The sequence below is a fragment of the Streptomyces sp. NPDC006458 genome, assembly GCF_040612135.1.
Lineage (GTDB): Bacteria > Actinomycetota > Actinomycetes > Streptomycetales > Streptomycetaceae > Streptomyces.
Genome location: NZ_JBEXPR010000035.1, coordinates 54,936 through 77,732 on the forward strand (window position 1 = coordinate 54,936; position 22,797 = coordinate 77,732).

21 protein-coding genes and 7 pseudogenes are annotated in these 22,797 nt (G+C 68.8%); 17 read left to right on the forward strand and 11 right to left on the reverse strand.

What is annotated here, in order from left to right; all coding sequences use genetic code 11:
* Window positions 1-39: 39 nt before the first annotated feature.
* The 3 genes from ABZZ79_RS34080 to ABZZ79_RS34090 form a co-directional block, all read right to left on the reverse strand.
* Window positions 40-708, reverse strand: a complete 669-nt coding sequence (locus tag ABZZ79_RS34080; protein WP_356695525.1) for an HAD family hydrolase — start codon at window positions 706-708, stop codon at window positions 40-42.
* A 5-nt stretch (window positions 709-713) separates the two neighbouring features.
* Window positions 714-914: a hypothetical protein gene (locus tag ABZZ79_RS34085; RefSeq protein ID WP_356695527.1), complete on the reverse strand. Its 201-nt coding sequence runs from the start codon at window positions 912-914 to the stop codon at window positions 714-716.
* A 222-nt stretch (window positions 915-1,136) separates the two neighbouring features.
* Complete coding sequence (locus ABZZ79_RS34090) at window positions 1,137-1,310, reverse strand: CsbD family protein (RefSeq protein WP_356695529.1); 174 nt, start codon at window positions 1,308-1,310, stop codon at window positions 1,137-1,139.
* A 352-nt stretch (window positions 1,311-1,662) separates the two neighbouring features.
* Between ABZZ79_RS34090 and ABZZ79_RS34095 the strand changes: the two genes are divergently transcribed.
* The 4 genes from ABZZ79_RS34095 to ugpC all read left to right on the forward strand — a co-directional run bounded on the left by ABZZ79_RS34095 (window position 1,663) and on the right by ugpC (window position 6,078).
* Window positions 1,663-2,946, forward strand: a complete 1,284-nt coding sequence (locus tag ABZZ79_RS34095; protein ID WP_356695531.1) for an ABC transporter substrate-binding protein — start codon at window positions 1,663-1,665, stop codon at window positions 2,944-2,946.
* A gap of 82 nt (window positions 2,947-3,028) precedes the next feature.
* A complete protein-coding gene (locus ABZZ79_RS34100; protein WP_356695563.1) occupies window positions 3,029-3,967 on the forward strand; it encodes a sugar ABC transporter permease in 939 nt (312 codons plus the stop codon).
* On the forward strand, window positions 3,967-4,800 hold the full coding sequence (locus ABZZ79_RS34105) for a carbohydrate ABC transporter permease (protein ID WP_356695533.1): 834 nt from the start codon (window positions 3,967-3,969) through the stop codon (window positions 4,798-4,800). The genes ABZZ79_RS34100 and ABZZ79_RS34105 overlap by 1 nt, the downstream gene beginning before the upstream one ends.
* Before the next feature lie 90 nt (window positions 4,801-4,890).
* The gene (gene ugpC / locus ABZZ79_RS34110; RefSeq protein WP_356695535.1) at window positions 4,891-6,078 is read left to right on the forward strand and encodes a sn-glycerol-3-phosphate ABC transporter ATP-binding protein UgpC; all 1,188 of its coding nucleotides are present in this window, start codon (window positions 4,891-4,893) and stop codon (window positions 6,076-6,078) included.
* 387 nt (window positions 6,079-6,465) lie between these two features.
* On the opposite strand, the pseudogene ABZZ79_RS34115 reads toward ugpC, so the two are convergent.
* Window positions 6,466-6,747 (reverse strand): annotated as a pseudogene (locus ABZZ79_RS34115) (fatty acid desaturase); the annotation flags it as partial.
* Here ABZZ79_RS34115 and ABZZ79_RS34120 point away from each other — a divergent pair.
* The 4 genes from ABZZ79_RS34120 (at window position 6,734) to ABZZ79_RS34135 (ending at window position 8,535) form a co-directional block, all read left to right on the forward strand.
* Window positions 6,734-6,934 carry a DUF2568 domain-containing protein gene (locus tag ABZZ79_RS34120; protein WP_356695537.1) on the forward strand — a complete coding sequence of 67 codons (201 nt, stop codon included), beginning with the start codon at window positions 6,734-6,736 and terminating at the stop codon, window positions 6,932-6,934. The pseudogene ABZZ79_RS34115 and the gene ABZZ79_RS34120 sit on opposite strands and share 14 nt — an antisense overlap.
* Window positions 6,935-7,484: 550 nt before the next feature.
* Window positions 7,485-7,691 carry a hypothetical protein gene (locus ABZZ79_RS34125; protein WP_356695539.1) on the forward strand — a complete coding sequence of 69 codons (207 nt, stop codon included), beginning with the start codon at window positions 7,485-7,487 and terminating at the stop codon, window positions 7,689-7,691.
* Window positions 7,692-7,730: 39 nt separating this feature from the next.
* Window positions 7,731-7,868, forward strand: coding sequence for a hypothetical protein (locus ABZZ79_RS34130; protein ID WP_356695541.1), 138 nt, complete (start codon window positions 7,731-7,733; stop codon window positions 7,866-7,868).
* Between the two features lie 130 nt (window positions 7,869-7,998).
* Complete coding sequence (locus tag ABZZ79_RS34135; RefSeq protein ID WP_356695543.1) at window positions 7,999-8,535, forward strand: hypothetical protein; 537 nt, start codon at window positions 7,999-8,001, stop codon at window positions 8,533-8,535.
* A 1,074-nt stretch (window positions 8,536-9,609) separates the two neighbouring features.
* Here the strand turns inward: ABZZ79_RS34135 and ABZZ79_RS34140 are convergent.
* Window positions 9,610-10,155: pseudogene (locus ABZZ79_RS34140) on the reverse strand (aminoglycoside adenylyltransferase domain-containing protein); the annotation flags it as partial.
* 389 nt (window positions 10,156-10,544) lie between these two features.
* Here ABZZ79_RS34140 and ABZZ79_RS34145 point away from each other — a divergent pair.
* Window positions 10,545-10,658 (forward strand): annotated as a pseudogene (locus ABZZ79_RS34145) (IS5/IS1182 family transposase); the annotation flags it as partial.
* A 115-nt stretch (window positions 10,659-10,773) separates the two neighbouring features.
* On the opposite strand, the gene ABZZ79_RS34150 reads toward ABZZ79_RS34145, so the two are convergent.
* A complete protein-coding gene (locus tag ABZZ79_RS34150) occupies window positions 10,774-11,610 on the reverse strand; it encodes a hypothetical protein (RefSeq protein ID WP_356695545.1) in 837 nt (278 codons plus the stop codon).
* Between ABZZ79_RS34150 and ABZZ79_RS34155 the strand changes: the two genes are divergently transcribed.
* Window positions 11,591-11,740 carry a hypothetical protein gene (locus tag ABZZ79_RS34155; protein WP_356695547.1) on the forward strand — a complete coding sequence of 50 codons (150 nt, stop codon included), beginning with the start codon at window positions 11,591-11,593 and terminating at the stop codon, window positions 11,738-11,740. The two genes, ABZZ79_RS34150 and ABZZ79_RS34155, sit on opposite strands and share 20 nt — an antisense overlap.
* A gap of 7 nt (window positions 11,741-11,747) precedes the next feature.
* Here the strand turns inward: ABZZ79_RS34155 and ABZZ79_RS34160 are convergent, their stop codons facing one another.
* Complete coding sequence (locus tag ABZZ79_RS34160) at window positions 11,748-13,694, reverse strand: Ig-like domain repeat protein (RefSeq protein ID WP_356695549.1); 1,947 nt, start codon at window positions 13,692-13,694, stop codon at window positions 11,748-11,750.
* 442 nt (window positions 13,695-14,136) lie between these two features.
* Window positions 14,137-14,406: a hypothetical protein gene (locus tag ABZZ79_RS34165; protein ID WP_356695551.1), complete on the reverse strand. Its 270-nt coding sequence runs from the start codon at window positions 14,404-14,406 to the stop codon at window positions 14,137-14,139.
* A gap of 281 nt (window positions 14,407-14,687) precedes the next feature.
* On the opposite strand from ABZZ79_RS34165, the gene ABZZ79_RS34170 reads away from it, so the two are divergent.
* From ABZZ79_RS34170 to ABZZ79_RS34190, 5 genes and pseudogenes are all read left to right on the forward strand, one after another.
* Window positions 14,688-15,590 carry an SAM-dependent methyltransferase gene (locus tag ABZZ79_RS34170; RefSeq protein ID WP_356695553.1) on the forward strand — a complete coding sequence of 301 codons (903 nt, stop codon included), beginning with the start codon at window positions 14,688-14,690 and terminating at the stop codon, window positions 15,588-15,590.
* Between the two features lie 195 nt (window positions 15,591-15,785).
* A pseudogene (locus ABZZ79_RS34175) lies at window positions 15,786-16,704 on the forward strand (glycosyltransferase); the annotation flags it as partial.
* Window positions 16,705-16,737: 33 nt separating this feature from the next.
* Window positions 16,738-16,956 (forward strand): annotated as a pseudogene (locus tag ABZZ79_RS34180) (transposase); the annotation flags it as partial.
* Window positions 16,957-17,382: 426 nt separating this feature from the next.
* Window positions 17,383-19,602 (forward strand): M4 family metallopeptidase, encoded by a 2,220-nt coding sequence (locus tag ABZZ79_RS34185; RefSeq protein ID WP_356695565.1) that lies wholly within the window; start codon window positions 17,383-17,385, stop codon window positions 19,600-19,602.
* Between the two features lie 203 nt (window positions 19,603-19,805).
* A pseudogene (locus ABZZ79_RS34190) lies at window positions 19,806-20,008 on the forward strand (IS3 family transposase); the annotation flags it as partial.
* Between the two features lie 229 nt (window positions 20,009-20,237).
* On the opposite strand, the gene ABZZ79_RS34195 reads toward ABZZ79_RS34190, so the two are convergent.
* On the reverse strand, window positions 20,238-20,540 hold the full coding sequence (locus tag ABZZ79_RS34195) for a DUF6087 family protein (protein ID WP_356695567.1): 303 nt from the start codon (window positions 20,538-20,540) through the stop codon (window positions 20,238-20,240).
* A 226-nt stretch (window positions 20,541-20,766) separates the two neighbouring features.
* Window positions 20,767-21,210: an NUDIX domain-containing protein gene (locus ABZZ79_RS34200; RefSeq protein ID WP_356695555.1), complete on the reverse strand. Its 444-nt coding sequence runs from the start codon at window positions 21,208-21,210 to the stop codon at window positions 20,767-20,769.
* A gap of 637 nt (window positions 21,211-21,847) precedes the next feature.
* On the opposite strand from ABZZ79_RS34200, the gene ABZZ79_RS34205 reads away from it, so the two are divergent.
* Entirely contained in the window at window positions 21,848-22,063 is a 216-nt protein-coding gene (locus tag ABZZ79_RS34205; protein ID WP_356695557.1) for a hypothetical protein, read from the forward strand.
* 63 nt (window positions 22,064-22,126) lie between these two features.
* A complete protein-coding gene (locus ABZZ79_RS34210; protein WP_356695559.1) occupies window positions 22,127-22,417 on the forward strand; it encodes a transposase in 291 nt (96 codons plus the stop codon).
* A 40-nt stretch (window positions 22,418-22,457) separates the two neighbouring features.
* On the opposite strand, the pseudogene ABZZ79_RS34215 reads toward ABZZ79_RS34210, so the two are convergent.
* Window positions 22,458-22,797 (reverse strand): annotated as a pseudogene (locus tag ABZZ79_RS34215) (hypothetical protein); the annotation flags it as partial.

The following is a 22,797-nucleotide window of genomic DNA, read 5'->3' on the forward strand; positions in this document are numbered from 1 at the left end:
GGCCCGCGCCTCCGAGGAGGGTGCGAGCCGTCGCGGCGGTCAGGCGAGCGGACTGTCGGGCAGCGCGGAGAGCAGATGGGCCGGGTCGTCGAACACGGCGACGGCGCCGGCTTCTTCCAGATCCGAGCGGGGGATGCCGCCGCAGAGCAGTGCCACGCACCGCACGCCGGCACGGCTGCCGGCCTTCATGTCCCACACGGTGTCGCCCACGAACACCGCCCGCTCCGCCGGTACACCGGCCAGCTCCAGAGCCCGTTCGACGGGCTCCGGTGCCGGTTTGCCCTCGGAGACGTCGTCGGCGCTCGCCGTCGCCGCGATGCTGTCGTCCGCCCCGATCGCACGACGCAGCGCGGACAGTTCGTCGTCCCCGGCGGATGTGGCCAGGACGACCGTCCAGCCGTCGTCGGCCAGTCGCCGCAGCAGATCTCCCGCGCCCGGCAGCGCGGTCAGCCGCTCGAAGTACTGGGCGTACAGCACCTTGTGTGCGGAGCTGAGGTCCTCCACCTCAGCCGGGGCGAGCTCGGGCTTGCCGTTCTCGCCGAGCAGACGGGCGACGAGGTCCTCGGAAGTGCGTCCGATCGCTCGGTGGATCGCGTGTGTGGGCACCGTGTGCCCGGCCCGGCGGAACGCCTCCCACCAGGTGACCACGTGGAGGTGATTGGTGTCGACGAGGGTCCCGTCCACGTCGAACACGGCTGCTCGATCCATGAGGCTCAGACCTCTCGTGTCGGCCGGACGGCGGGGCCCTCGAGGATGCGGCCGCCCGAGGCGAAGCGGGAGCCGTCGCGGGGGCGCTCCCCGACGTGCTCCTCGTGGTGGATGACGACGGCCTCGCCGGACGGCGGCGGAACGGGCTCATCGCGTGGCGCGATCCCTTGCCCGTGCGGCATCCGATTCTCCGGCTCGGCGTTCATGACCACCGAGTGCCCGTCTCGCCGAGGTGACACGCGCGCGATGCCCGGTGGGGGAGGAGACTCACCTGCGACAGGACCTCGGGCGGACGGTTCGGGTGGTCCTGCCGGGCCTCGTCACCGGCTCGGACGCCTGCCGGCGGGCTCGAGGCGCCCACGGGTCGGCGGATGTACCGCGACCGGTGGGCCTCCGTGTACGGGGGCCCACCGTGCGTATCGGGTCCGTCAGCGCCGGAAGACGTCCTTGATCTTCTCCTTGGCCTGACGCACGTCGCCCTTCGACTTCTCGGTCTGGCCCTCGGCCGTGAGGCTTTCGTCGTCCGTCGCGCGGCCAACGGTTCCTTCGGCCTTGCCCTTGACCTGCTCCACTTTGGCCTTGGCCTTCTGCTCTCGAGCCACGGCTGATCACTCCCGGACGTATTCGACGTTGGGGCTACCCCGAGTGACCTCCTGCGCGGGGCGCAAACAGCGACGCGTGGCGGCTCGCCAGTCGGCCACGAAGCCCCCACCGGGGGTGCGCGGCTCATGCGTATCGCGGCGCGACTGCGCATGCCGTCCTGTGCTGCCGCTGGACGTGGTCGGCGCCGAGCGGGTCTACATATTGGGCGATATGGGTGAAAGGCCGACGATGCGTGCTTACGCACCGCCTCGTCGTGCCTATTGTGAGTGTGGAGTGAGGCACCGCCGGGCCAGGCCCTGTCCGCCGTCACGGAAACGAGGTGGCCACGTGCGCGGGTGCGGAGTCCAGCGGATGAGTGGGAAGAAGGTGCGTGACGTGCGGATGCGGCGGTTGCGAGCTCTTGCCGTACTGCCGTTGCTGGCGTCCCTGCTCGCCTCGTGCGGCGACGACGAGGGGTCCGGGCCGCGCAGCATCAACTGGTACAACTTCCCGGACGACTCGGGCGCTCTGCAGACGGCGGCCGACCGGTGCAGCAAGGCCTCCGGAGGCCGCTACAAGATCGTCTACAACAAGCTCCCACGCGCGGCCGACGGTCAGCGCCAGCAAATGGTTCGAAGGCTCGCGGCCAAGGACGACTCGCTGGACATCCTGGGCCTGGACGTCACCTGGGCGCCGGAGTTCGCCGAGGCGCGCTGGATCCGCGAGTGGACCGGCCGGGTGAAGCAGCAGGCGATCGAAGGCACCCTGCGCGTTCCGCTGCAGACCTCGACCTGGAAGAACAAGCTGTACGCGGTTCCGTACAACACCAACACCCAACTCCTCTGGTACCGCGATGACTTGGTGCCAAAGCCGCCCAAGACCTGGGCCGAGATGCTGGATATGGCCGCCCGCCTCGCCAAGGAGGGCAAGCCGCACTACGTGGAGGTCCAGGGAGCCCAGTACGAAGGGCTGACCGTCTGGTTCAACACCCTCATCAACAGTGCGGGCGGCAGCATTCTGAACGCGAGCGCGACCGAACCCTCCCTGGGGCCGCCCGCCGTGCGGGCCGCAACCATCATGCGCGACCTCGCTCGCTCACCGGCCGGCGACCCGTCCCTGTCCAACCAGATGGAGGACCAGAACCGGCTGGCCATGGAATCGGGTTCAGCGGCGTTCGAACTCAACTACCCGTTCGTCTATCCGTCGATGAAGTCGAACAACCCGAAGCTCTTCAAGAGCTTCCGCTGGGCCCCGTACCCTCGCGTCGACGCCGGTCGTCCCTCGCGGCCGACGATCGGAGGCATCGATCTCGCGGTGAGCGCCTACTCGCGTCAGCCCGATCTCGCCTTCGAGGCGGCCCTGTGTCTGCGCAACCGGGAGAACCAGCTCACCGCTGCCTTGGAGGGCGGACTCCCGCCGACACTGCGGGCGTTGTACGACGAGGACGCGCTCGTGAAGGAGTACCCGTTCGCCGGTGACGTGCTCGCCGCTCTCGAAGCGGCGAGTGTGCGCCCGCAGACACCGGCCTATCAGAATGTGTCGATCGTGGTCTCCCACTCTCTCTCTCCGCCCTCCGCGATCGACCCCGAGAGCGCGGTCGACACCATGAGCGACCAGATCAGCGATGCCCTGCAATCCAAGGGTGTGATCCCGTGAACCGCTCTCGCCCTTATCCCTCCGCAGTCCGGTGCCCCCGGGCCCGGCGCCCGCACCGGGGTGGTGCCAGATGAGTGAGCAGATGCACCCCGGTGCGAGCCGGCCGCCCGCGAAGGAGCAGCCGCAGGGTGACCAGGCGGCCCTGTCGGCCGGCGCACGCCAGGAGCGGCGGCTCGGCTGGCTGCTGTGCGCGCCCGCCGTCGTCGTGATGGTCGCCGTGACGGCCTACCCCATCGGCTACGCCGTCTATCTGTCACTTCAGCGCTACGACCTGCGGTTTCCGGGACGGGCGAAGTTCATCGGCCTGAGCAACTACGGGGCGGTGCTGTCCTCCCCGTACTGGTGGGACGCGTTCTGGGTGACGGTGTTCGTCACCGTGATCTCCGTGATCATCGAACTCGTCCTAGGCATGGCACTCGCCCTGGTGATGCATCGCACGATCTTCTCCCGCGGCGTCGTGCGCACCTCGGTGCTCATCCCGTACGGCATCGTCACCGTGGTCGCCGCGTTCTCCTGGCAGTACGCCTGGACGCCCCAACTCGGCTACCTCGCCGCCCTCCTGCCCAGTGACAGCGCCCCTCTGACCGAACACTGGCCCGCGCTGTGGCTGATCATCCTCGCCGAGGTGTGGAAGACGACGCCCTTCATGGCGTTGCTGCTGCTCGCCGGTCTCGCCCTGGTCCCCGAGGAGACCCTGCGGGCCGCCATGGTGGACGGCGCCACCCCCTGGCAGCGCTTCACCAAGGTGATGCTGCCGCTGATGAAGCCGGCCATCCTGGTGGCACTCCTGTTCCGCACGCTCGACGCGTTCCGGATCTTCGACAACATCTACATCCTCACGGCGGGGGCGCACGACACCGGATCCGTGTCGATCCTCGGCTATGACAACTTGTTCACCGCGCTGAACCTGGGTATCGGCTCGACCGTCTCGGTGCTGATCTTCATCTGCGTCGCGATCATCGCCTTCACCTTCGTCAGACTGTTCGGCGCGGCCGCTCCTGGCGCGGAGGTGAAGCGCTGATGGCCGCAGTCGGCAAGACCCATGCCACCCGATGGGCAGTGATCAACATCGTGGTGGTGCTGTACGCCCTTTTCCCGGTGTGGTGGATCGCCGCGCTGTCGTTCAAGGATCCCAGCACCCTCACCGACGGCGACTACATCCCGACGGACTGGACCTGGGAGAACTACGAGGGCATCTTCCGCACCAGCGAGTTCACCCGCGCGCTGATCAACTCGATCGGCATCGCCCTGATCGCCACAGCCATCGCTGTCGTCCTGGGGACCATGGCGGCCTACGCGGTGGCCAGACTGAGGTTTCCCGGCAAGCGAATCCTCATCGGCATGTCCTTGCTGATCGCCATGTTCCCGCCGATCTCGCTGGTGTCCCCGCTGTTCAACATCGAGCGGATTCTGGGCATCTTCGACACCTGGGTCGGCCTGATCATCCCGTACATGACCTTCTCGCTGCCGCTGGCCATCTACACCTTGTCGGCGTTCTTCCGGGAGATCCCCTGGGACCTTGAGAAGGCCGCGAAGGTCGACGGGGCCACCCCGGCCCAGGCGTTCCGTCTGGTCATCGTGCCGCTGGCGGCGCCCGGCGTGTTCACCACGGCCATCCTCGTGTTCATCTTCTGCTGGAACGACTTCCTGTTCGCGATCTCGCTGACCTCCACCGAGGCGGCGCGCACCGTGCCGGCCGCCATCGCCTTCTTCACCGGCAGTTCGCAGTTTCAGCAGCCCACGGGATCGATCGCCGCCGCGGCGATGGTGATCACCATCCCGATCATCATTTTCGTTCTGTTGTTCCAGCGGCGAATCGTCGCCGGACTCACCTCCGGGGCGGTCAAGGGGTGACCGGCGCCCGGCCGGCGGGCCAGTCACCGGCCCGGCTCACCGTCACCGCAGTCCGGACCTGGAAGCCGTGAAGGCAAGGAGACACCACCCATGGCCGAGATCGTCCTCGAGGGCGTCACCAAGCGTTTTCCCGACGGGTCGCTCGCTGTCCAGGGCGTGGACCTCTCCATCGCCGACGGCGAGTTCGTCATCCTCGTCGGGCCGTCCGGGTGTGGCAAGTCCACCACCCTCAACATGATCGCGGGGCTGGAGGACATCACGTCGGGCACGCTGCGTATCGGCGACCGGGTCGTGAACGAGCTGTCCCCCAAGGACCGTGACGTGGCCATGGTGTTCCAGAGCTACGCCCTCTACCCGCACCTGACCGTCCGCGAGAACATGGGCTTCCCACTGCGGCTGGCGAAAGTCGACAAGGAAACCGTCAACAGTAAGGTCGACGAAGCCGCCCGCATCCTGGACCTGACCGACTTCCTGGACCGCAGACCGGCCGCCCTGTCCGGCGGCCAGCGCCAGCGTGTGGCCATGGGACGGGCGATTGTCCGCGACCCCAAGGTCTTCCTGATGGACGAGCCGCTGTCCAACCTGGACGCCAAGCTGCGCGTCCAGATGCGTACCCAGATCTCCCGGCTGCAACGGCGGCTGGGCACCACGACGGTGTACGTCACGCACGACCAGACCGAGGCCATGACGCTCGGGGACCGGGTCGTGGTGATGCGGCTCGGAGTGGTCCAGCAGATCGGGACGCCCGCCCAGTTGTACGAGTTGCCGCGCAACCTGTTCGTCGCGGGCTTCATCGGCTCCCCGGCGATGAACTTCTTCAACGCCACCGTGGAGGGGGGCGTGCTGCGCTCGGCCCTGGGCGATCTGCCGCTGGACGACGCCACGCGCCAAGCGCTCGAACGGCAGAACGCGCCCCGTGACGTCATCGTCGGACTCCGGCCCGAGGCCTTCGAGGACGCGGCGCTGACCCATGACGGGCAAGGAGCCGTCGTCACCGTGACCGTCGACGTGCTGGAGTCCCTGGGCTCTGACGTGTACGTGTACTTCACCCAGGAGGGTGGACCGGCCCGGACCGCCGAACTCGAGGAACTCGCCACGGACTCGGGCCGCAGCGACATCGGGGCGGGGGACGCTCAACAGGTGGTGGCCCGCCTCGACCCCGCCACCCGCGCCCGCGAGGGAGAGAGCCTGGAGCTCACCGTCGACATGAGCAAGGCCCATGTGTTCGATCCGTCGACCGGCACCAACCTGACGCATCCGGAACAGCGGGACCGCTGACGACCCTGACAACAGGCCGTGGGGCGCGGTCGCATCCGCGTGTTCGGCACGGTGCGGGTGATCGCGCGGAGGTGCTGTTGACGCAGTCACGTTGCGGTGTAGCGCTGATGAAGTCGCCCTTCTGGACCGGCTGATCAACACCCAGCGGTCATACGTGCGGCCCCAGCTGAGCTGACCCCGGTTCCGCCGCCACTCGGGACCGTGATCACTCCGTCGGTGAGCGGGCGGTGATCGTCGGTGAGGGTTCTGCATTACCCACGACGACACCCGGCTGCCGCATTCCGTGCCGTACGGTGTGATGTCGCTGGCGCCCACCGTCGCAACCGATCTCGCCGAACCCGGCGGCAGCCGCCGGGTTCGGCCGAAGATCTGAAGCAGTACCGCGAATCAGGCCGTGACGAGGTCCTGCTCGCGGTCCGGCGTCCTGACCTTGGGCTTCCTGTTCGGCAGCGAGAGCTGGAAGACCTTGCGCCACGCGGAGAACACCTGCTTGGGCAGCGGCCTGGTTACGTACTCCAGCTCGTACTTTTCGAACAGCGCGCGCACCTTCACCGCGACCTCGGCGTACCGGTTGCTCGGCAGGTCCGGGAACAGGTGGTGCTCCATCTGGTGCGACAGGTTGCCGGTCATGAAGTGCATGGCCCTGCTGCCGCTGATGTTCGCTGCCCCGAAGGCCCGGATACCGGTGCAGTTGGCGGGCGTCCTGACCGTGAAGGTGTTGGTTTTCGGTGCCGCAGCAGCTGCCCTGTACACCATGGTCCGGCATGAGTGGGCCACCGTTTTCGCCGTCGTGGTCGCGGCCAATACTGTCCTTGCGACCCTGGACCGGCACGCTTTGATGCATCAGGCAGCCTGACTGATCCGGGGTCAAGGCCCGATCCGTAGGATGGGGGCCCCTGAGTGGTGGACACGCTGATACTGGATCTGCTCGATCCGGAGCAAGCGAGAAGACCGCCGATGGCGATGAAGGACTACTCGGACGAGTTCAGGGCCGATGCTGTGGCCCTGTACGAGTCCACGCTCGGGGCGACATCTGCTGCAAGAGCGGCGTCTCCCCGGGGCCCGCACGGCCGCCAGGGGGCGCGCGGCGCATCCTTCGAGGAGGTAATGGCCCAGCGGGTAGACGACCCGGCGTCGTGTTCCTCCGTACGTCCGCTACAGGCTGCCCATGACTCTCGCCTCGCGCGGGTTCACCCGTGGACGAGGCGCTTGCGCTGCCGGCGCACTGGGAGGCCGAGGCGGCTGAGCGCGCCCGCCCAGGCTGCCGAGCGGGACGCCCTGGCTGAGGTGGGGGCTGCCCGGCGGCAGGCGGGGCTGGAGATCAAGAAGGTGACGGCGGCCGGACGGGTGGAGGCTGTACGGCATCGCCTGGCGGCACAGACCGGGGCGGTGGGCACCGACGCCGGGTGTCCACGGCGCCGGCACGGGCGGAGCGCACCGCCGAGGCGGAGCTGGAGGCGCTCGAGTCGGCGGAGGCGGCGCGTCGGCGTGCGCAGGCGGAGCGTGCGCGGGCCGACAGCCTGGAGGCGGAGGCCGTGTCCGCCCGTGCCCGTGCCCGTGCGGCCCGTGTGCAGGCGGACACCGAGCGGGCCGGGGCAGAGGCCGAGGAGTAGCGGGAGCGTGTCGCCGGGGCGCGGCGCACGATCGCGGTGATGGAGGCGGTGGTGGAGACGGCCGACGGGTGGGCTGGGCTGACGGCGCGCCAGCGCCGGGCCCGTCTGGTTGCCCGCGTGATCACGGCTGTCGGGGGAAAGTCCATGGACGACGTCGTTACGCTGCTGGACAACTAGGCCGCGCTCGGCGTCAGCCGCACAACGGCCGGAGAACTGCGCTAGGAAGCACAGGACTTGCTGGCGGGCGGTTACGATCCCGCGGCCGGGTACATGTCTCGCACCGAACGCTGATCCGACGCACTGACGTGTGAGGCACCCCCGACGGGGCGCCGCACACACCTCGTTGTCCGCCGACCTCATCGAGAGGACCCAGCATCTGATGTGGCCTTCGATCGTTGCCGTACTCGGCACCCTCGCCGGTGCCCTGACCGCCGGACTCCTCCAGCACCGTTCGGCACGCACCGCACGCGCCGAGGAGCGCGCCGACAGCCACCGTCAGGATCGGCTCGGCGCGGTCACCGACTTCGGGGCCGCCTTGGACGCACACCGCTCGGCGATCTTCCACCGGGAGCGCTTGGCCCTGAGCGAGGCAGGCACCGAGCACCAGTTGGAGGCCCAGACGCGGTCCCACGACACCCGGGCGGCAATCACCGCGCCCCACATACGCCTTCAGGTTCTGGTCCCCGAGCTGGCCGGTCCCGCCCAGCAGGCTGCGGATGCCACGTACGCGCTGCGCAAGGCCGCCGACCGGACGGAGCTGGACGCCCGGCGACATGCAGCCAAGGAAGCGTCCGTCGCCTTCATCGCCGCGGCGGCCGCGCTGCTGAGCCCCAACAACCGCTGATCGAGGACGATCTGCGCAGCCACGTGAGGGTGGGCGGCAGCCGCCCCGGTGCTGCAGTCCACGCTCATGCACAGGCGCTGGTGGTGTGGTGACGCGTGGTCAGCCGCACTGCGACCTTCAGCCCTGCCGCTCGCTCGGCTCCGCGTCCTCGGCGAGTTGGAGGACGTGTTCGCGCCGCAGGCGGGGAGATCCGGAAGACCTCCGCTCGCGCGGAGCCCGCATAGCAAGCGTCGAGGCCCGCGTTCGCGGCTTCTTCACCAGCCATGTGATCACGGTTGCCGACTGCGGGTCTTCCCTGTGCGGGTCGAACCGTCGGTGAAGTCCGTCGATGCCACCTCTGGCACCTACATCCAGTACCCGTGCAACCAGAACTTCTCCGCAGCGGCATTCTCGACGCGGGACCGACCTTCTACTGGCGGCTCGCTGAGAGCGAAGGGTCGGCCGCGGCGAGCGAGGCCGTGTCACGGACTGGCCTGAACGACGCCGTCCATCGTGCCTTCCCAGCTGGGTGGAGCCTCGGCCATCGCAGGCACGGCGGACACCTCGGCCGGGTTCGACGGCGTGGACTCGGTCGTGGAACTGCCTGCGGATACCCTGAAGACCGCGGCGTTCCCCACCATCGAACTGTGGTTCAAGACCAGCACTCCGTCCGGGGTCCTCGTCGGTTTCCAGAGCTCCGAGCTGGGCGAGAAGCCGACGTCATGGCGGCCGGTGCTGAACATCGACGGGGCGGGCAAGCTGCGCGGAGAGTTCGTCCGCTCCGGCGTCGGGCCCACGCCGATCAGCCGGGCCGCCGCAGCCTGCACATCAACGACCAGCCGACCTGTTCCAGCTCAAGGCCCCGGTCGAGTTCGTCGACTCGGCCAAGCCCGACGGCATCGCCGCCGTGCTCCACAAGTTCGCGGCGAAGGTCGGCGGCCTGTAACCCCCGGACACGCGAACGCAGGTCACCACACCGGACGGCTTCTGAGCCCACCAGGTCACGTCGGCGCCGTGCCGAGACTGCACCAGCACCAGGTCGCCGCGCGCGAACACGATTGCCCGGAACCCGTCGGCCAGTTTGACACCCAGGCTTCAGGCGCAGGCCCTCACACCCGGGGTGTTTCGCAGCCGGTCGATCTCAGCGAGCACGCGGTCCATATGCGGACGCACCTGCGCCTGCAGCTCATCACTCCAGCTCTCCTCGGAGTAGGTGCAGTTGAGATAGAGCTGCCTGGCGTGTTCGAGGGGGGCGCGGTGCTCGGGCGGGAGCCGGGCGAGGGCCCAGTCGGCGGCGTCCTTCGGCTTGATCTGGCCGGTGGCGAGCGTGGTCCAGATGCGAGCGAAGGTCAGCAGGACGTTGCGGGTGTCGCTCTCCAGGTCGTCGAGCAGGCCGGGGATACCCGCCACGTTCGCCCGGACCAGGTCGGCATGCGGGACATGGTCGAGGACCTGCGCCGGGCGCGGGCCGGTGAGGGGGTGGTCGCCGGTCAGCGCCATGGTGATCAGCAGGGCCAGATCGGGCATCGGCTCCGGCTGGGGGACCTCTCAGGCCTCGTACTGCGCACGCAGCCATTCGCCGTAGAGGAAGTCGCCGGCCGGTGGGTACCGCCAGGGCCGGACCTCGGACTGGACGACCACACGGCGGCTGTACGGACCGTAGTTCCCTCCCTCCAGGTGCTGGCGAAGGGGTACTCGTCGCAGGACTTGCCCGGCGGGCGCTGCAGAGACGCCGGGCAGGACTTCTCGGGGTTGAGCTTGATCTTTGCCTTGTCGGTGAGCCGCGTAAGGTAGTTCGTCGTTCCGTACTTGCCCGACAGCCCGCGAGCCTGGGCATCCCTGATGTGATCGGCGGCTTCCGGCCACGGCCCGTTGAGGCTGTACTGGATCACCGGCACGGAGCGCAGGGCAACGCAACCGACCTGACGGGGAGCGCCGGGCAGCGCGTTGTCGCAGCGGACTTCCACGCTGGAGAGTTTGGCCTGACTCGACGGCGCCACCCACGAAGGGTTGGTGAGACGCCAGGCGGCGCGGCCGACGAACTCGACTGGTCCCGGGCCTGCGTGGATGCCTCTCACATCCGGGATAATGGGGGCGAGGTACTCGGCCCGTCACCGGTCGACCGCGGGAAGCCGGGCAACCGATCGACCTTGCGGGGTCAGCTCCGCACCCGGCTATCACCCGTGACCGGCCCGGCCGCCTCCCGTGCCGACGGCGCCACCCGGCGCAGGGCCGCCGTGGCCGCTGTGCGGCACAGGGTCACTGGGCTGCGAGGACCTCTAGCGTCATCTGCAGCTCCGAGACCGCTCCTTGTGGTGTGGCCACGCGGAACGGCTTACCGAAGCCGCTGAACGATTCATCGAGGTCCTTCTCCGAGTGCGTGACCCGCAGGAGGAACGGAGTGCCCTCGGCGGCGATGTGGAACTCCAGCGTTCCCCCTTCCCGCCGGTACGTGAACGTGGTGGCGGGCTGTCCCTGAACCATCCCCGGCCGCTGTGTCGGCGTCTGGCCGGCGAGTTGGTCGAGGGACGGCATACGCTTCTCCAGCCACGTCCGCTGGGCATTCGACTCACACATCTCACGCATGACCTCGTAGGCACTGGCGTTGCGTTTCACCCACCGGTCGGCCATCACCTCCACCCGCACCGGGTCTTCCTCGGCTTCGGGCGACATCCTGAGCGCCTCCTCGCTGCCTCGCGAGTAGAGCGCCGATGCGGTGACGACAAAGTCGAGGGACGCCTTGCCCTTTCGGCTACGGGCCTCGCATTCCGCTCTGTCACCGACCACGGCGCTGCGCAGGACGGTCGTCCCTTCAGTCTTCGTCCTCCGGGTAGCGACGAGGTATTCCTGACCGAACGTCACATCGAGAGCCCAGCTGATCAGTTCGGCGGCCTGGCCGCTGCGCGACTCGCTGCTGTCCGTTGGCGCGGCCTTGCTGACAGCCGGCCGCTGCGAGGTGTCTGAACTCCCGCTCCCTCTTGCCTCGTCGGCGGAGGTGCCGCATCCGGCCAGGGTGACGATTGCGACGGTGACGGCCACGGCGGCCGTCGTCAATCGTGGGGCACGCAGCTCCGGCGTGCAGATGGTGATCGGCATCGTTTCCCCTCATGGGAGCAGAAGAGATGAGGCCCGCGGCGCCACCGCGACCTGGGTGTCGGACCGTGACGTCGATTCCACCCTGGACCTGCTGGTCGTGGGCATCGACGTCACGGTCGAGCGTGACTGACCGGGCGTCAGTTGGTCCAGTACAGGTACTTCCAGGCGCCGTACGTCGTCGAGTTCACGCTGTCGCCGGAGGAGCCGTTGACGTACACCGACCGCATCCGGGCCCGCACTCCGGTCTCACCGGGCCCTCCGAGCTGGACGGCCGACTTGCCGTTGGTGCCGAGCTCGAAGTATTCGGAGTCCAGGGGGTGCCAGTCGCCCTGATAGTAGACCTGGAGGTCGAAGCGCTGCCAGCGGCCCGGGTAGTACGTCATGGTCGTGGTGAGCAGCGGGTTGGTGGTCTTGTGGAACCAGTAGTACGTCGTGCTGCCGATCTTCCCCGTCTTGAAGTGGCGGGAGACGGCTGTGGAGACCCTGACCCGGGCGTAGGCGGTGACCTTCACGGTGCGCGGCTTGTAGCGGGAGTCGCCCTTGAACACGGCGTAGACGTTGGTGTCGCGGGTCATGTCGACCCAGGCGGCGATGTTGCCGGAGGAGTTGACCGTGCCGGTCTTGATCCGCTTCTTGGGCCGGTCCGCGCCGAACGGATCGGCCCAGATCTCCACCGTGCGGTTCTTGTACGTGGTGCCGAGGTGCGCGGTGAACCGGACGTCGGCCCCGTAGTTGTACAGCTTGCCGTTGTTGTTCAGCGTCAGGGCGGGGGTGGCGCGGGAGACCGCGACCTTGTCGGAGGCGGTGACCGCCGCGTGCTGGGCGTCGCCCGCGTAGCGGACCTTGTAGGTGACCGTGCCGCCGGCCGGCGGGGTGTCCGTGAAGGCGTAGGTGCCGTCCGCCTTCACGGTGACGGTGGGCAGTGCCTTTCCGCTGGGGCTGTCCAGGTCGATGCGGGTGACCGACAACTTGACCCCGCTGGGCAGCGGCACCGTCGCCGAGATCCTGCCGGTGACGGTGAGCTTCTTCGCGCGGGCGGCCGCGGCGGGGGCGCTGACCGTGAGGGTGGGCACATTCAGCGTCGGCTGGGTCAGCGCCTTGAGTGTGTAGCCCTTGGTGCCATTGACCAGCGCGAAGATCCGGGAGGAGTCCGGTGCCCAGGCCACTGAGGCGGCGGGCTGTGTGCCGGTGCTGTACGTCCGCAGCGGCCGGGTGGCGTTCGGCCGGTAGACGGCGACCTTGGTGCCCGAGACCTGGGCGACCAGGCCGCTGCCGCTGACGTCGGCGTGCTGCCCGGCAGGGTAGGCACCCACCTTGGCGAACCTGCCGTTCGCGTAGGCGTCCCGGTCCATGCCGTTGACCAGGACCTGGTCGGCGCCCGCGACGAGGTCGATGTCTCCGATGCCGTCGTTCAGGGTGTAGTCACCGCCGTGCCACGCGGTCAGTACGGGTGTGCCGCTGGAGACGTCGAGGACGGCCATCGAGTCGGTGGACAGCCCGGTCTGGCCCAGGGCCAGCAGGCCCGGACGCAGCGGGTCCGTGTCCAGCAGGGCCTGGCCCCACATGGTGACCGAATTGCCCACTTGAGGGAACTGGGCAAGCTTCACCGGGTCGGTGCCGCTCGCTGGGTCCACCGCCGGGTCGACCGACCCCAGGTCGCCCTCCCACTGGTTGCCGTATGTGAACCAGACCTTGCCGGCGGCGAAGTCAACGTAGACCGGGCCGCTGTCGGTGGCCACGGGGTAGCGGGTCTTGACGTCGAGCGTGGCCGCGTCAAGGGCAACGACCTCATGGCTCTTGGGCACGGCCGCGTACAGGGTGGTGCCGTCGTCGGACAGCGCCAGGTCACTGACGTTGCCGAAGCCGGCCGCCGCGTCGACGAGGGTGCCGGTGTAGTCGGTGGCCAGGATCCGCCCGTTGGCGGCGTCGCCGACGAAGACCCGCTTCACGCCTACCGCCAGACCGCTGGGATAGGTGACCACGGCGGAAGCGGCCGACGCGGAACTGGCCGTGACGACGGTCAGCGCCGCCGAACTGAACAGGACCGCAAGCGCTGTTGCGGTCGAGATGCTGCGCGTACGCACAGTGCTGGATACCCCCACGATGAATCCCGGCCCTTGCCGGGAGATGCCGAGAGCGCCGCGCAACGCCTGCACGCGCGCCGGGAGTTGGCCGCATGCGGGGCGCGGCTGCTGTGGGAAGCGTATGACATGCCTGTGACAGTTGAGAACGGGGTTTCCGGCCGGTGCCCTGATGGCACTGTGGCAGCTGTCCTCCAGCACACGGCCTGGCTTGCTTTGCGCTTTCCGAGCCTGTTCTACAGCTCCGGCGCCGGGTCGATCCTCTGCTCAGCGGCTGTGAAGGACGTAGGCGGGGACGACATTGAGGCGGCTGTGCCGTGAGTGGGCCGCCGCAGAGCATGGCCGCCCCTGACATGCCGCCCCACGTACTCCGGTTTGCTGTGCTGAGGCGGCATTGGTGAGGTGCCGTCCGGTGACCACTGCGGCGGATGCTGACGCAGATCCATCACATTCCGGTTGCCGACGAACGCTGCCCGGGTTTGAGGCGGCCTTCCAACTGCTCTGCCTCGACGGCGAGTCGCGGGCGCTGGGCGATGTCCGGCACGCCCCAGGTCTCGCAGCCGGTGCCCGGCCGGGTCGTGACCAGCCGTCCCCAGCGCACCGGCCCGGCCGGCGGCCGCCAGTGCGGATCGTCGTCGACACGGACGAGCGCGGCGTCGTCCCGGCCACCCAGGGGTGCCGCACCACACCACCGTCCCGCCCGCCGCACCGTCACCGCCCGGGTGGAAGACCTCCACCCGGGTGCCGACGGGGCCCGCGACATGGGCCGAGGTCAGCACCGGCCGGCCGCCCACCGCATACCGACCCGTATTTGATCCGGCGCCTGTTTGGCCTCGGGGATTCTCGCGGGGGATGGAACACGCAGGGTGTCGTTGCTTCTCGGAACTGACCCGCAGTTGTTCCGGGAATCGCGTGGATCGCATTCGTTACCAAAGCAGAACTCGGAAGCTCTTCCGAAAGATTTGTTTTTGTGATACTCTGTCAATTACTGGGCTAATGTCCAGCATCATGATGAACAAGGGGCAGCCCAGCCAGACAGCTCTCATGTCGGCCGCCGCACGCGCGGCACACCTCCTCGTCGACGAGACTCCCCCGATCTTCGCCGACACCCTGGCGCAGCCCTTCCTGGGTGCGCGGGCTGAAGAACTCCTCGGCTACCACCGGTCCTACGGCGGGCACCCCGTCCTGTCCGGCGCGCGGACGACGGCCGTCACCCGCAGCCGCTACACGGAGGACCGACTGGCCGAGCTGGTCGGCCGGGGCGTCGACCAGTACGTGATCCTCGGTGCGGGACTGGACTCCTTCGCCTACCGGTCGGAACTGAACGACAGCGTGCGGGTGTTCGAGGTGGACAAGCCGACGACCCAGCACTGGAAGCGGGCGCTGCTGGCTGAGACAGGGACGGCAGTGCCACCATCCGCCTTCTTCGTCCCGGTCGACTTCGAGAAGGAGTCCGCCCGGTCACTTACCGATCACCTCGTGCGGGCCGGCTTCGACCCGGGCCGACCCGCGCTGGTCAGCTGGCTCGGGGTCACGATGTACCTGACCTCGGAGGCAATCAGGCAGACCCTGTCCGTCATCAGCGACTTCGCACCCGGCACGGAGCTCATCGTGGAGCACCTGCTCCCAGCCGCACTACGCGACGAGGCAGGTCAGTCGTATGCGGAGCTGGTCATGGCAGCGGCAGCCGAGCAGGGCGAGCCCTGGCAGACGTTCCTCAGCATCGAGCAGATGGACGCCCTCCTTCGTGAGTACCGGCTCCAGCCCATCGAGTACGCCCGGCAACGCGAGATGATCGACCCTGCGGAGTGGGAACGTACCGACGCGCTCCGCCCGTTCGAGTTGTCCGTCCTCGCCCGTGCGAGCGTCCCCACCCGCCAGGCGGTTCCAGCACCCTGACAACGTCATGGCTGCGTTGTGATAGCCAGGTCGCCGGGCTGCTCCCCGCCCTCGCCGGGGATGGGCCCCCGAACGTTATGCCCCGCCCGCCCGCCCGCCCGGTCGGCTGGTCCTGCTCCCCGTTCCCGCGTTCCATTTTCGCACGCCGAACGGGAGCGTCCGTGTGAGGAGCGGGCAGCCGGCAGGGCGCTGTGGATGAACAGTGTGTCCCAGCCCGTCGACACCTTCCGTCTGCTCGTCACTGGGGGAGGCACGGGCGGGCACACCTATCCCGCGCTGACCGCGATCCGCACGCTTCAGGACCGGCTCGCGGCTGGGGGACAGGGCCCTTGAGGTCCTGTGGATCGGCACGGCGGACGGTCTGGAGGCCCGCGTTGCCCCGGCCGAGGGCATCGCGTTCGCCCACGGCGGCCACGGGGAAGATCCGGAGCGCCGGCAACCCGTTGAAGATGCTGTCCGCGGCGAACGTGAAACGACATGGCACGCGTTCTGCTCGGGGTGGCGCAGGCAAGGGAGCGGACTTCCGGCCCGATGTCGTTCTGGCGACCGGCGGACACGTGGCCGTGACCGGTGGGCTGGCCGCACGGCTGTGCCGCCGCCCGCTGGTCGCTGCATGAACAGACGGTCCGCCTGGGGCTGACGTACCGGAAGTCGGCGGGGTCCGCGGCGCGGATCGCAGTGTCCTCGGCCTCGACACTGCCGCTGCTGCCCGAGACGGTACGCCACCTGGCCGTTGTCGCCGGCAACCCGGTGCGTCCGCAGGTGCTGGCCGGCCATGCGGGCAAGGCGGTTGACGCGCTGGGCCTGCACGGGCTTCGACCGCAGGCTTGCAACGGGGTATGTCACCGGAGGCGCACAGGGCGCCCAGCAGATCAACACCGTGGTGCGTGAGGCGCTGCCGTGGCTGCTGGAACGCGCCCACGTCATCCATCAGTACGGCCCCGACAACGTGGAGGATTTGCGGCGCAACGCGGCCATGCTGCCCGCGCACAGGGCCAGCTGCTACCACCATGCCGGGTTCGTGGGCGCGGAGCTGCCCGACGTCCTGGCCCTCGCCGACGTCCTGGCCCTCGCCGACGTGGCGGTCTCCCGCAGTGGGGCCGGCACGCTGGCCGGGGAGAGGATCGCCGCATTGTGGAGCAGCAAGAACCGGGAGATCAGACGGCCGGCCGACGTCGTCCAGGTCGTCCCCAACCTTGCAGACCTGGACCGGCTCGCCGCTGCGGTCCTGGCTGAACTCCATGACGAGTGGCAGGTCTTCGACCGCCGCTACCTGTCGGAAGCCTCCACGGCCGAACTCTCGCTACCACGCCGACCACCCGAACCGCATATCACCTCACAACCGGGACCGAAACAGCTGCCCTGACTACACCACCCCGCGGGACATGACCCCCCTCTTCATATCTTCCGGCGCTCCTCGGAGGTGGGGATCCCAGCAGTGCCGTTGCATCGGCTGGAGTGCCCGCGGTCTCGGTCCAGGGCGCGGCCGGTGCGCTTTTCGGCCACGGGGGTCCGCTGAGCGTGTGAATGCCAGCCAGCTCACACCAGAAAAGTGGCGTGTTCACGTAAACATGCGAGCCTGTTGCCCGGTCCGACTCGGGTGACGACCCGAAGTGGCCGACTTTGCGCGGAAGTTCAACACGTACCACCTCGTCATTTCCACCCGGGCGGCTCGATCCCCCTCCGCCCGGTCAGTTGTCGGCCGCGAGTGTCGGCCGTGACGCAAGGAGTTCTGTTGAGGCGTTTCCCCCGTAAGGCCGCTGCCGTGGGTGCACTGATATCCGGCGCCGCGATGGCGGCCGTGGCGCTTCCCGCCACCACTGCGACTGCCGACACCTCCGCCGTGAACGGCCGGACCGCTGCCAGCCCGGCGCCGCGGGCCGGTGCTCTGCCGGTCCGGCTCAGCCCGGCCGAGCACGCGGCGCTGCTTGCCCAAGCGCACGCGCGTCGCGCCGCCACCGCCAAGGCCCTGGGCCTGGGTGCGCAGGAGGAGCTGCGGCCGAAGTCCGTCCTGAAGGACGCGGACGGCACGGTGCACACCCGCTACGAGCGCACCTTCGCCGGCCTGCCGGTGCTCGGCGGCGACCTGGTCGTCCACGCTGCGGCGAACGGCGAGCTGAAGAACGTCACCAAGAACAACCGTGCCGCCATCACGGTCGCCTCCACCGCCGCGGTCAGGACCGCGGAGTCGGCGAAGGGTTTCGCGGTGAGCCGGGCCAAGGCCGAGGGTGGCAAGGACTCCACGGCGGATTCGGTGCGCAAGGTCATCTGGGCCGCCTCCGGCAAGCCGGTCCTGGCCTGGGAGACGGTCGTCGGCGGTGTGCAGCACGACCGCACCCCCTCCGAGCTGCACGTGATCACCGACGCCGCCACCGGCAAGAAGCTCTTCGAGTACCAGGCCGTCGAGAACGGCGTCGGCAACAGCCAGTACAGCGGCCAGGTCACCATCGGCACGGTCAAGTCCGGCGGCAAGTTCACGCTGAACGACACCACGCGCGGCGGTCACAAGACCTACGACGTGGCCCACACCACGGATTGGAACGTCGCCGGCACGCTGCTCAGCGACAGCAACGACATCTGGGGCAACGGCCTGCCGAGCGACGTGCAGACCCCGGCCGTCGACGTGCACTACGGCGCCCAGGTCACCTGGGACTACTACAAGAACGTCCACGGCCGCAACGGCATCAGGAACGACGGCGTGGCAGCCAAGAGCCGCGTGCACTTCGACAACAACTACACCAACGCGTTCTGGATGGACTCCTGCTTCTGCGCGACCTACGGCGACGGCGCGAACAACCTCAAACCGCTGACGCAGATGGACGTGGCCGCACACGAGTTGACGCACGGCCTCACCGCCAACACCGCCGGCCTGTACTACGGCGGGGAGTCCGGCGGCCTGAACGAGGCCACCTCCGACATCATGTCCGCGGCGGTGGAGTTCTGGGCGAACAACCCCGCCGACCCGGGGGATTACCTCGTCGCTGAGAAGTCCGACGTCTGGGGTGACGGCACCCCGGGCCGCTACATGGACGAGCCGTCCAAGGACGGCTATGCCGCCGACTACTGGTACGCGGGTCTGGACGACCTCGACGTGCACGACTCCTCCGGCGTGGGCAACCACTGGTTCTACCTGGCCTCCGAGGGCAGTGGCGCCAAGACGATCAACGGCGTCAACTACGACAGCCCGACCTACGACGGGGTGCCGGTCACCCCGATAGGCCGCGACGCCGCCGCGAAGATCTGGTACCGCGCGCTGACCGTCTACATGACCTCCGCGACCGACTACGCGGGCGCCCGCACCGCCACCCTCCAGGCCGCTACCGACCTGTACGGGCTGGGCAGTGCCACCCACATCAACACCGCCGCCGCCTGGGCCGGAGTCAACGTCGGCACCCGCATCAGCGGCGCCTTGGTCGCCGGCCTGGGCGACCAGAACACGCTGCTCAACACGGCCGTCAGCCTCCAGGTCAAGGCTGTCAGTACCAACCCGGGTGCGCTGAGCTACGCGGCCACCGGCCTCCCGGCGGGCCTGTCGATCAACGCCTCCACCGGCCTGATCTCCGGCACCGCGTCCGCCGTGACCACCAGCCCCGTCACCGTCACGGTCACCGACTCCTCCGGCTCCACGGCCACCACGCAGTTCACCTGGCGGGTCCGCAGCTACGTCAACGTCTTCGAGAACACCACCAATGTGCCCATCCCGGACACGACCCAGCTGGTGTACTCGACCATCAACGTCACCGGGGTCCCCGGCAACGCGCCCAGTGACCTCCAGGTCCGCGTCGACATCAAGCACGAGTTCCGCTCCGAGCTGACGATCGATCTGATCGCCCCGGACGGCACGGTGTACGTCCTGCGGCCGTACAACGGCTCCGAACAGGGTCCCTACGTGGCCACCACCTACACGGTGAACGCCTCCTCGGAGGTCGCAGCCGGCACCTGGAAGCTCAGGACCGGGGACTTTATCTACGGCGACGCCGGCTACATCGACAGCTGGAAGCTGACCTTCTGACAAGCCCGGTCGTCGAGTTGACGGATCCGTAGCACGCAGGACGGTGAGGCTGCCCCCAGGGGGTGCGGGCCTCACCGTCCTGTCCCTGCCCCGACCAACGACTTGAATCGCTCCGGGTCTGGTAGAGGCTCGATTGCCTGAGAGGATCGAGTCATGGCCCGTCCGTCCCTTACCCTGCCGAACTTCGTGAGCGTGCGGTGCGCATGGTCGCGGAGATTCGCTCCAACTATCCAACGGGTGGGCCGCGATGAAGGCCGGCGCGGCGAAGCTCGGCATCGGTTCCGCCGAGACGATGCGGACGTGGGTCCGCAAGGCCGAGGTCGACGCCGGCCAGCGTCCCGGGGTGACCTCAGTGGAATCCGCGGAGATCAAACGACTGAAGGCCGAGAACGCCGAGCGGCGCCGCAGGGTCCTCGTAGGCCGGGACGCCGTCTGTGAGGTAGGACGCGAGGTGGTGCCTCTGCCGGAGATTGGTCTGCCTGTCCGTGGAGTGCCGCAGGTACGCAGCCCTGCCGGGAGCGGCGGGTTCCCTTGGGGCGTCGGTAGTGGTCACCGATGAGGCGCAGGATGGTGAGGCCCGACGAACTGGCCCTCACCGCCCACAGGCGCACCGCAAGGGGGCTGTGACAGCTGCGCTATTCGCCTGGGCGTGGTTTGCGGTGCTTGCCTCGTCCGGCCCGCAGTGGCTGAGGGTGGGGTGCCGGGGTGGCCGGCGGGTTTTCGGGCTGGGGATACAGGAGCCGTTGGGCTTCGGCGAGGTTGGCGGCGAATGCGTAGGCTTCCCAGGCGTAGCCGTTCCACCGCTGGATGGCGCGCGGCGCGTCGGGGTTGATGTGGGAGCCCTTGAGGCCCTCGTCGGACGTGAGCGGCACGGCTCGGAGGCGTCCGATTCTTGCGTCGCGGCGCTTCGCCCAGTCCGACAGCGGTTCGTCGTCCATCATGCTTCCCTGTGTTCCGGTGACCTTGCCTCGGCAGTTTGAGGTGCCTGCCGTGTGTTCGTGAGTGGCCTTTGCCCGTCAACGCAGCTATGCCGTACGGGCAAAGGCGCCGCCCGACCAGTGAGCGGGGCAGCGGGAAGGCCGGGAGGAGCGGTGAAGCCCCGCCGGCCCGCAGGGGGAGTTGACGGGCGGCGGGGCTGCCGGTGGCCCGGTGGTGGTGGTCTTGTCACTGCCAGCCGTGCAGGGTCAGGGCGCTGGTCTGGCGGAGGCAGCCGTACAGGCCTGCGGCGGGGTATTCGATGATGTCGTCGGGGAGGTCGTGGTCGGTGAACCACTGGAGCGCGAGGCATTTGTCGGGCTCTTTGTTGCGGGGTGTGCTTTCCCACCGGGTGGCTTCGAAGAAGAACCCGATGCGCTCGGAGCCGTCGTCCTGCCGGTGGTGCACGATGTGCCGCAGCTGAGGGTTTTCGGGGTCGGCTTTGACGTCGGTCTCCTCGAACAGTTCGCGGGCTGCTCCGACAGTGAGGGGTTCGCCCTGGTCGAGCTTGCCGGAGGGCAGATGCCACCGTCGGTAGCCGTAGGAGCTCCCTCGCTGGGAGAGGAGGATTTTGTCGCCGTCGCGCAGGAGGACGTGGGTGTCGATGGTGGGCTGTGCCGGCTGTGCGCTCATGGTTCCTGGGGGGTCGGGGTGGTGGCTGAGGTATCTGACGGTAGTGGGATGCGGGGGAGCGCGTCGGTGATTCGGTGCGTACACGTTCCATGCGCACTACGGACGAGGTCCGGTAACGAACCCGGTGCCCGCCTCGTCACAGCGTCGCCGGGCCTTGAGCCACGTGAGCCCGCTTGGGCCCAAGCCGGTGTTGGGCGGGGCCAGGCTGCGTCAGAAGGATGCCAGCCGGCCTCCGCGCTCCATCCCTGATCCGCTGTGGGACGAGCTGTTCGCCGCCATGGGCCGCGAGCGGGACCGAGCCCTGTTCGACTGATACGTCTCCAGCGGCGCCCGGGCGGAAGAGCTGCTCGGTGTCGGCACCGACGACATCCACTGGGCCGAGCCGGGCCTCTACGTCATCACCAAGGGCACCCGGCAGCGCGAGCTCGTGCCGATCTCACCGTAGGCATGCGTCCGACTGGCCCGCTGCCTGGACAGCGTCGGCACGCCGGAGGCTGGCGAGCCCGTCTGGCGCACTCGGCACGGTCAAGACCGGCCTATGACCTACTGGGCGATGCGGCGGGTGGTGCAGCGGGCCCAGTAGAACCTGCGCACGAACCGGACGCTTCACGACCTGCGCCACACCGCGGCCCACCGGATGGCCGACAGCGGCAAGCTCACGCTGCCCGAGGTCCAGGCGGTGCCGTGCCATACCGATATCCAGACCACCAGCCGCTACCTGGCGGTGCGGGTCGAGGAGATCTTCCACGCCCTGCTGGAGCACTACAACCAGCCGCGCCCTCAGCCGAGTTACCCGACCGGTTACGCCGCCGACGACATCGCGGCGGTGTTCGGTGCCCAAGAGGGCATCTGATCTGGGCACTTGGTGTTCGGGGATGTTTTGTGACTAGCGGCGTTGAGGGTCGTTGCATGGTGTGTGAGTGCTCGTCGTCCGTACCGCAGTGATGTGTCCGATGCCCGCTGGGCCCTGATCGAGCCGGTCTTCGCCGCCTGGCGGGCGAGGAGGACGGGCCCGGGAACGGCGGCTCGAGTGCACGATCCGCGCGAGATCGTCAACGCGATCCTGTGCGTCAACCGCACCGGCATCCCGTGGGAGTACCTGCCGCACGACTTCCCGCCCTACAAGACCGTCTACGACTACTACGCGAAGTGGGAAGCAGACTGCACCACCGAGCAGGTGCCATTACGGCCCGAGCTGTCTCCATGATCGACATACCCATAGGCCCGTCCGGTTCCTGCCGAGTCCGTCACCAGATGAGGACTCCACCTCCCATCGCACCCGCGCGCCTGGCGGCATCTTCGATGATCGCCAGCCGCTCCACGGCCCGGCGCCGGCCGGCCGCGGCGCCGAGGCCGTCAAAGACTCGATCGCCGACACGATCACGACGCTGCCCGGGCAGCTTGTTCTTGCCCGTCGCGCGCGGGGCGGAGCCGTAGCCGTTGGCACGGTCTGACAGGTCACTGACGCCGTGCTGTGAGGCCCTGCCGACGCGCCGCAGCGGCTGCCGGTCCGGGTGGAGGCCACCCAGAAGGGCGAGGCGCTGTGCACGTACTCGCTGGTCCTGGCCCGGATATCGGTGTGACCGG

Coding starts and splice junctions, on each gene's coding strand:
- ABZZ79_RS34120 (WP_356695537.1), top strand. CDS start 6,734: ATGTTCGCTGCCCCGAAGGCCCGGATACCGGTGCAGTTGGCGGGCGTC.
- ABZZ79_RS34150 (WP_356695545.1), bottom strand. CDS start 11,610: ATGCCGATCACCATCTGCACGCCGGAGCTGCGTGCCCCACGATTGACG.
- ABZZ79_RS34095 (WP_356695531.1), top strand. CDS start 1,663: ATGAGTGGGAAGAAGGTGCGTGACGTGCGGATGCGGCGGTTGCGAGCT.
- ABZZ79_RS34105 (WP_356695533.1), top strand. CDS start 3,967: ATGGCCGCAGTCGGCAAGACCCATGCCACCCGATGGGCAGTGATCAAC.
- ABZZ79_RS34195 (WP_356695567.1), bottom strand. CDS start 20,540: ATGGACGACGAACCGCTGTCGGACTGGGCGAAGCGCCGCGACGCAAGA.
- ugpC (WP_356695535.1), top strand. CDS start 4,891: ATGGCCGAGATCGTCCTCGAGGGCGTCACCAAGCGTTTTCCCGACGGG.
- ABZZ79_RS34200 (WP_356695555.1), bottom strand. CDS start 21,210: ATGAGCGCACAGCCGGCACAGCCCACCATCGACACCCACGTCCTCCTG.
- ABZZ79_RS34100 (WP_356695563.1), top strand. CDS start 3,029: ATGCACCCCGGTGCGAGCCGGCCGCCCGCGAAGGAGCAGCCGCAGGGT.
- ABZZ79_RS34185 (WP_356695565.1), top strand. CDS start 17,383: ATGGCGGCCGTGGCGCTTCCCGCCACCACTGCGACTGCCGACACCTCC.
- ABZZ79_RS34205 (WP_356695557.1), top strand. CDS start 21,848: ATGGCCGACAGCGGCAAGCTCACGCTGCCCGAGGTCCAGGCGGTGCCG.
- ABZZ79_RS34170 (WP_356695553.1), top strand. CDS start 14,688: ATGTCCAGCATCATGATGAACAAGGGGCAGCCCAGCCAGACAGCTCTC.
- ABZZ79_RS34080 (WP_356695525.1), bottom strand. CDS start 708: ATGGATCGAGCAGCCGTGTTCGACGTGGACGGGACCCTCGTCGACACC.
- ABZZ79_RS34085 (WP_356695527.1), bottom strand. CDS start 914: ATGAACGCCGAGCCGGAGAATCGGATGCCGCACGGGCAAGGGATCGCG.
- ABZZ79_RS34130 (WP_356695541.1), top strand. CDS start 7,731: ATGGAGGCGGTGGTGGAGACGGCCGACGGGTGGGCTGGGCTGACGGCG.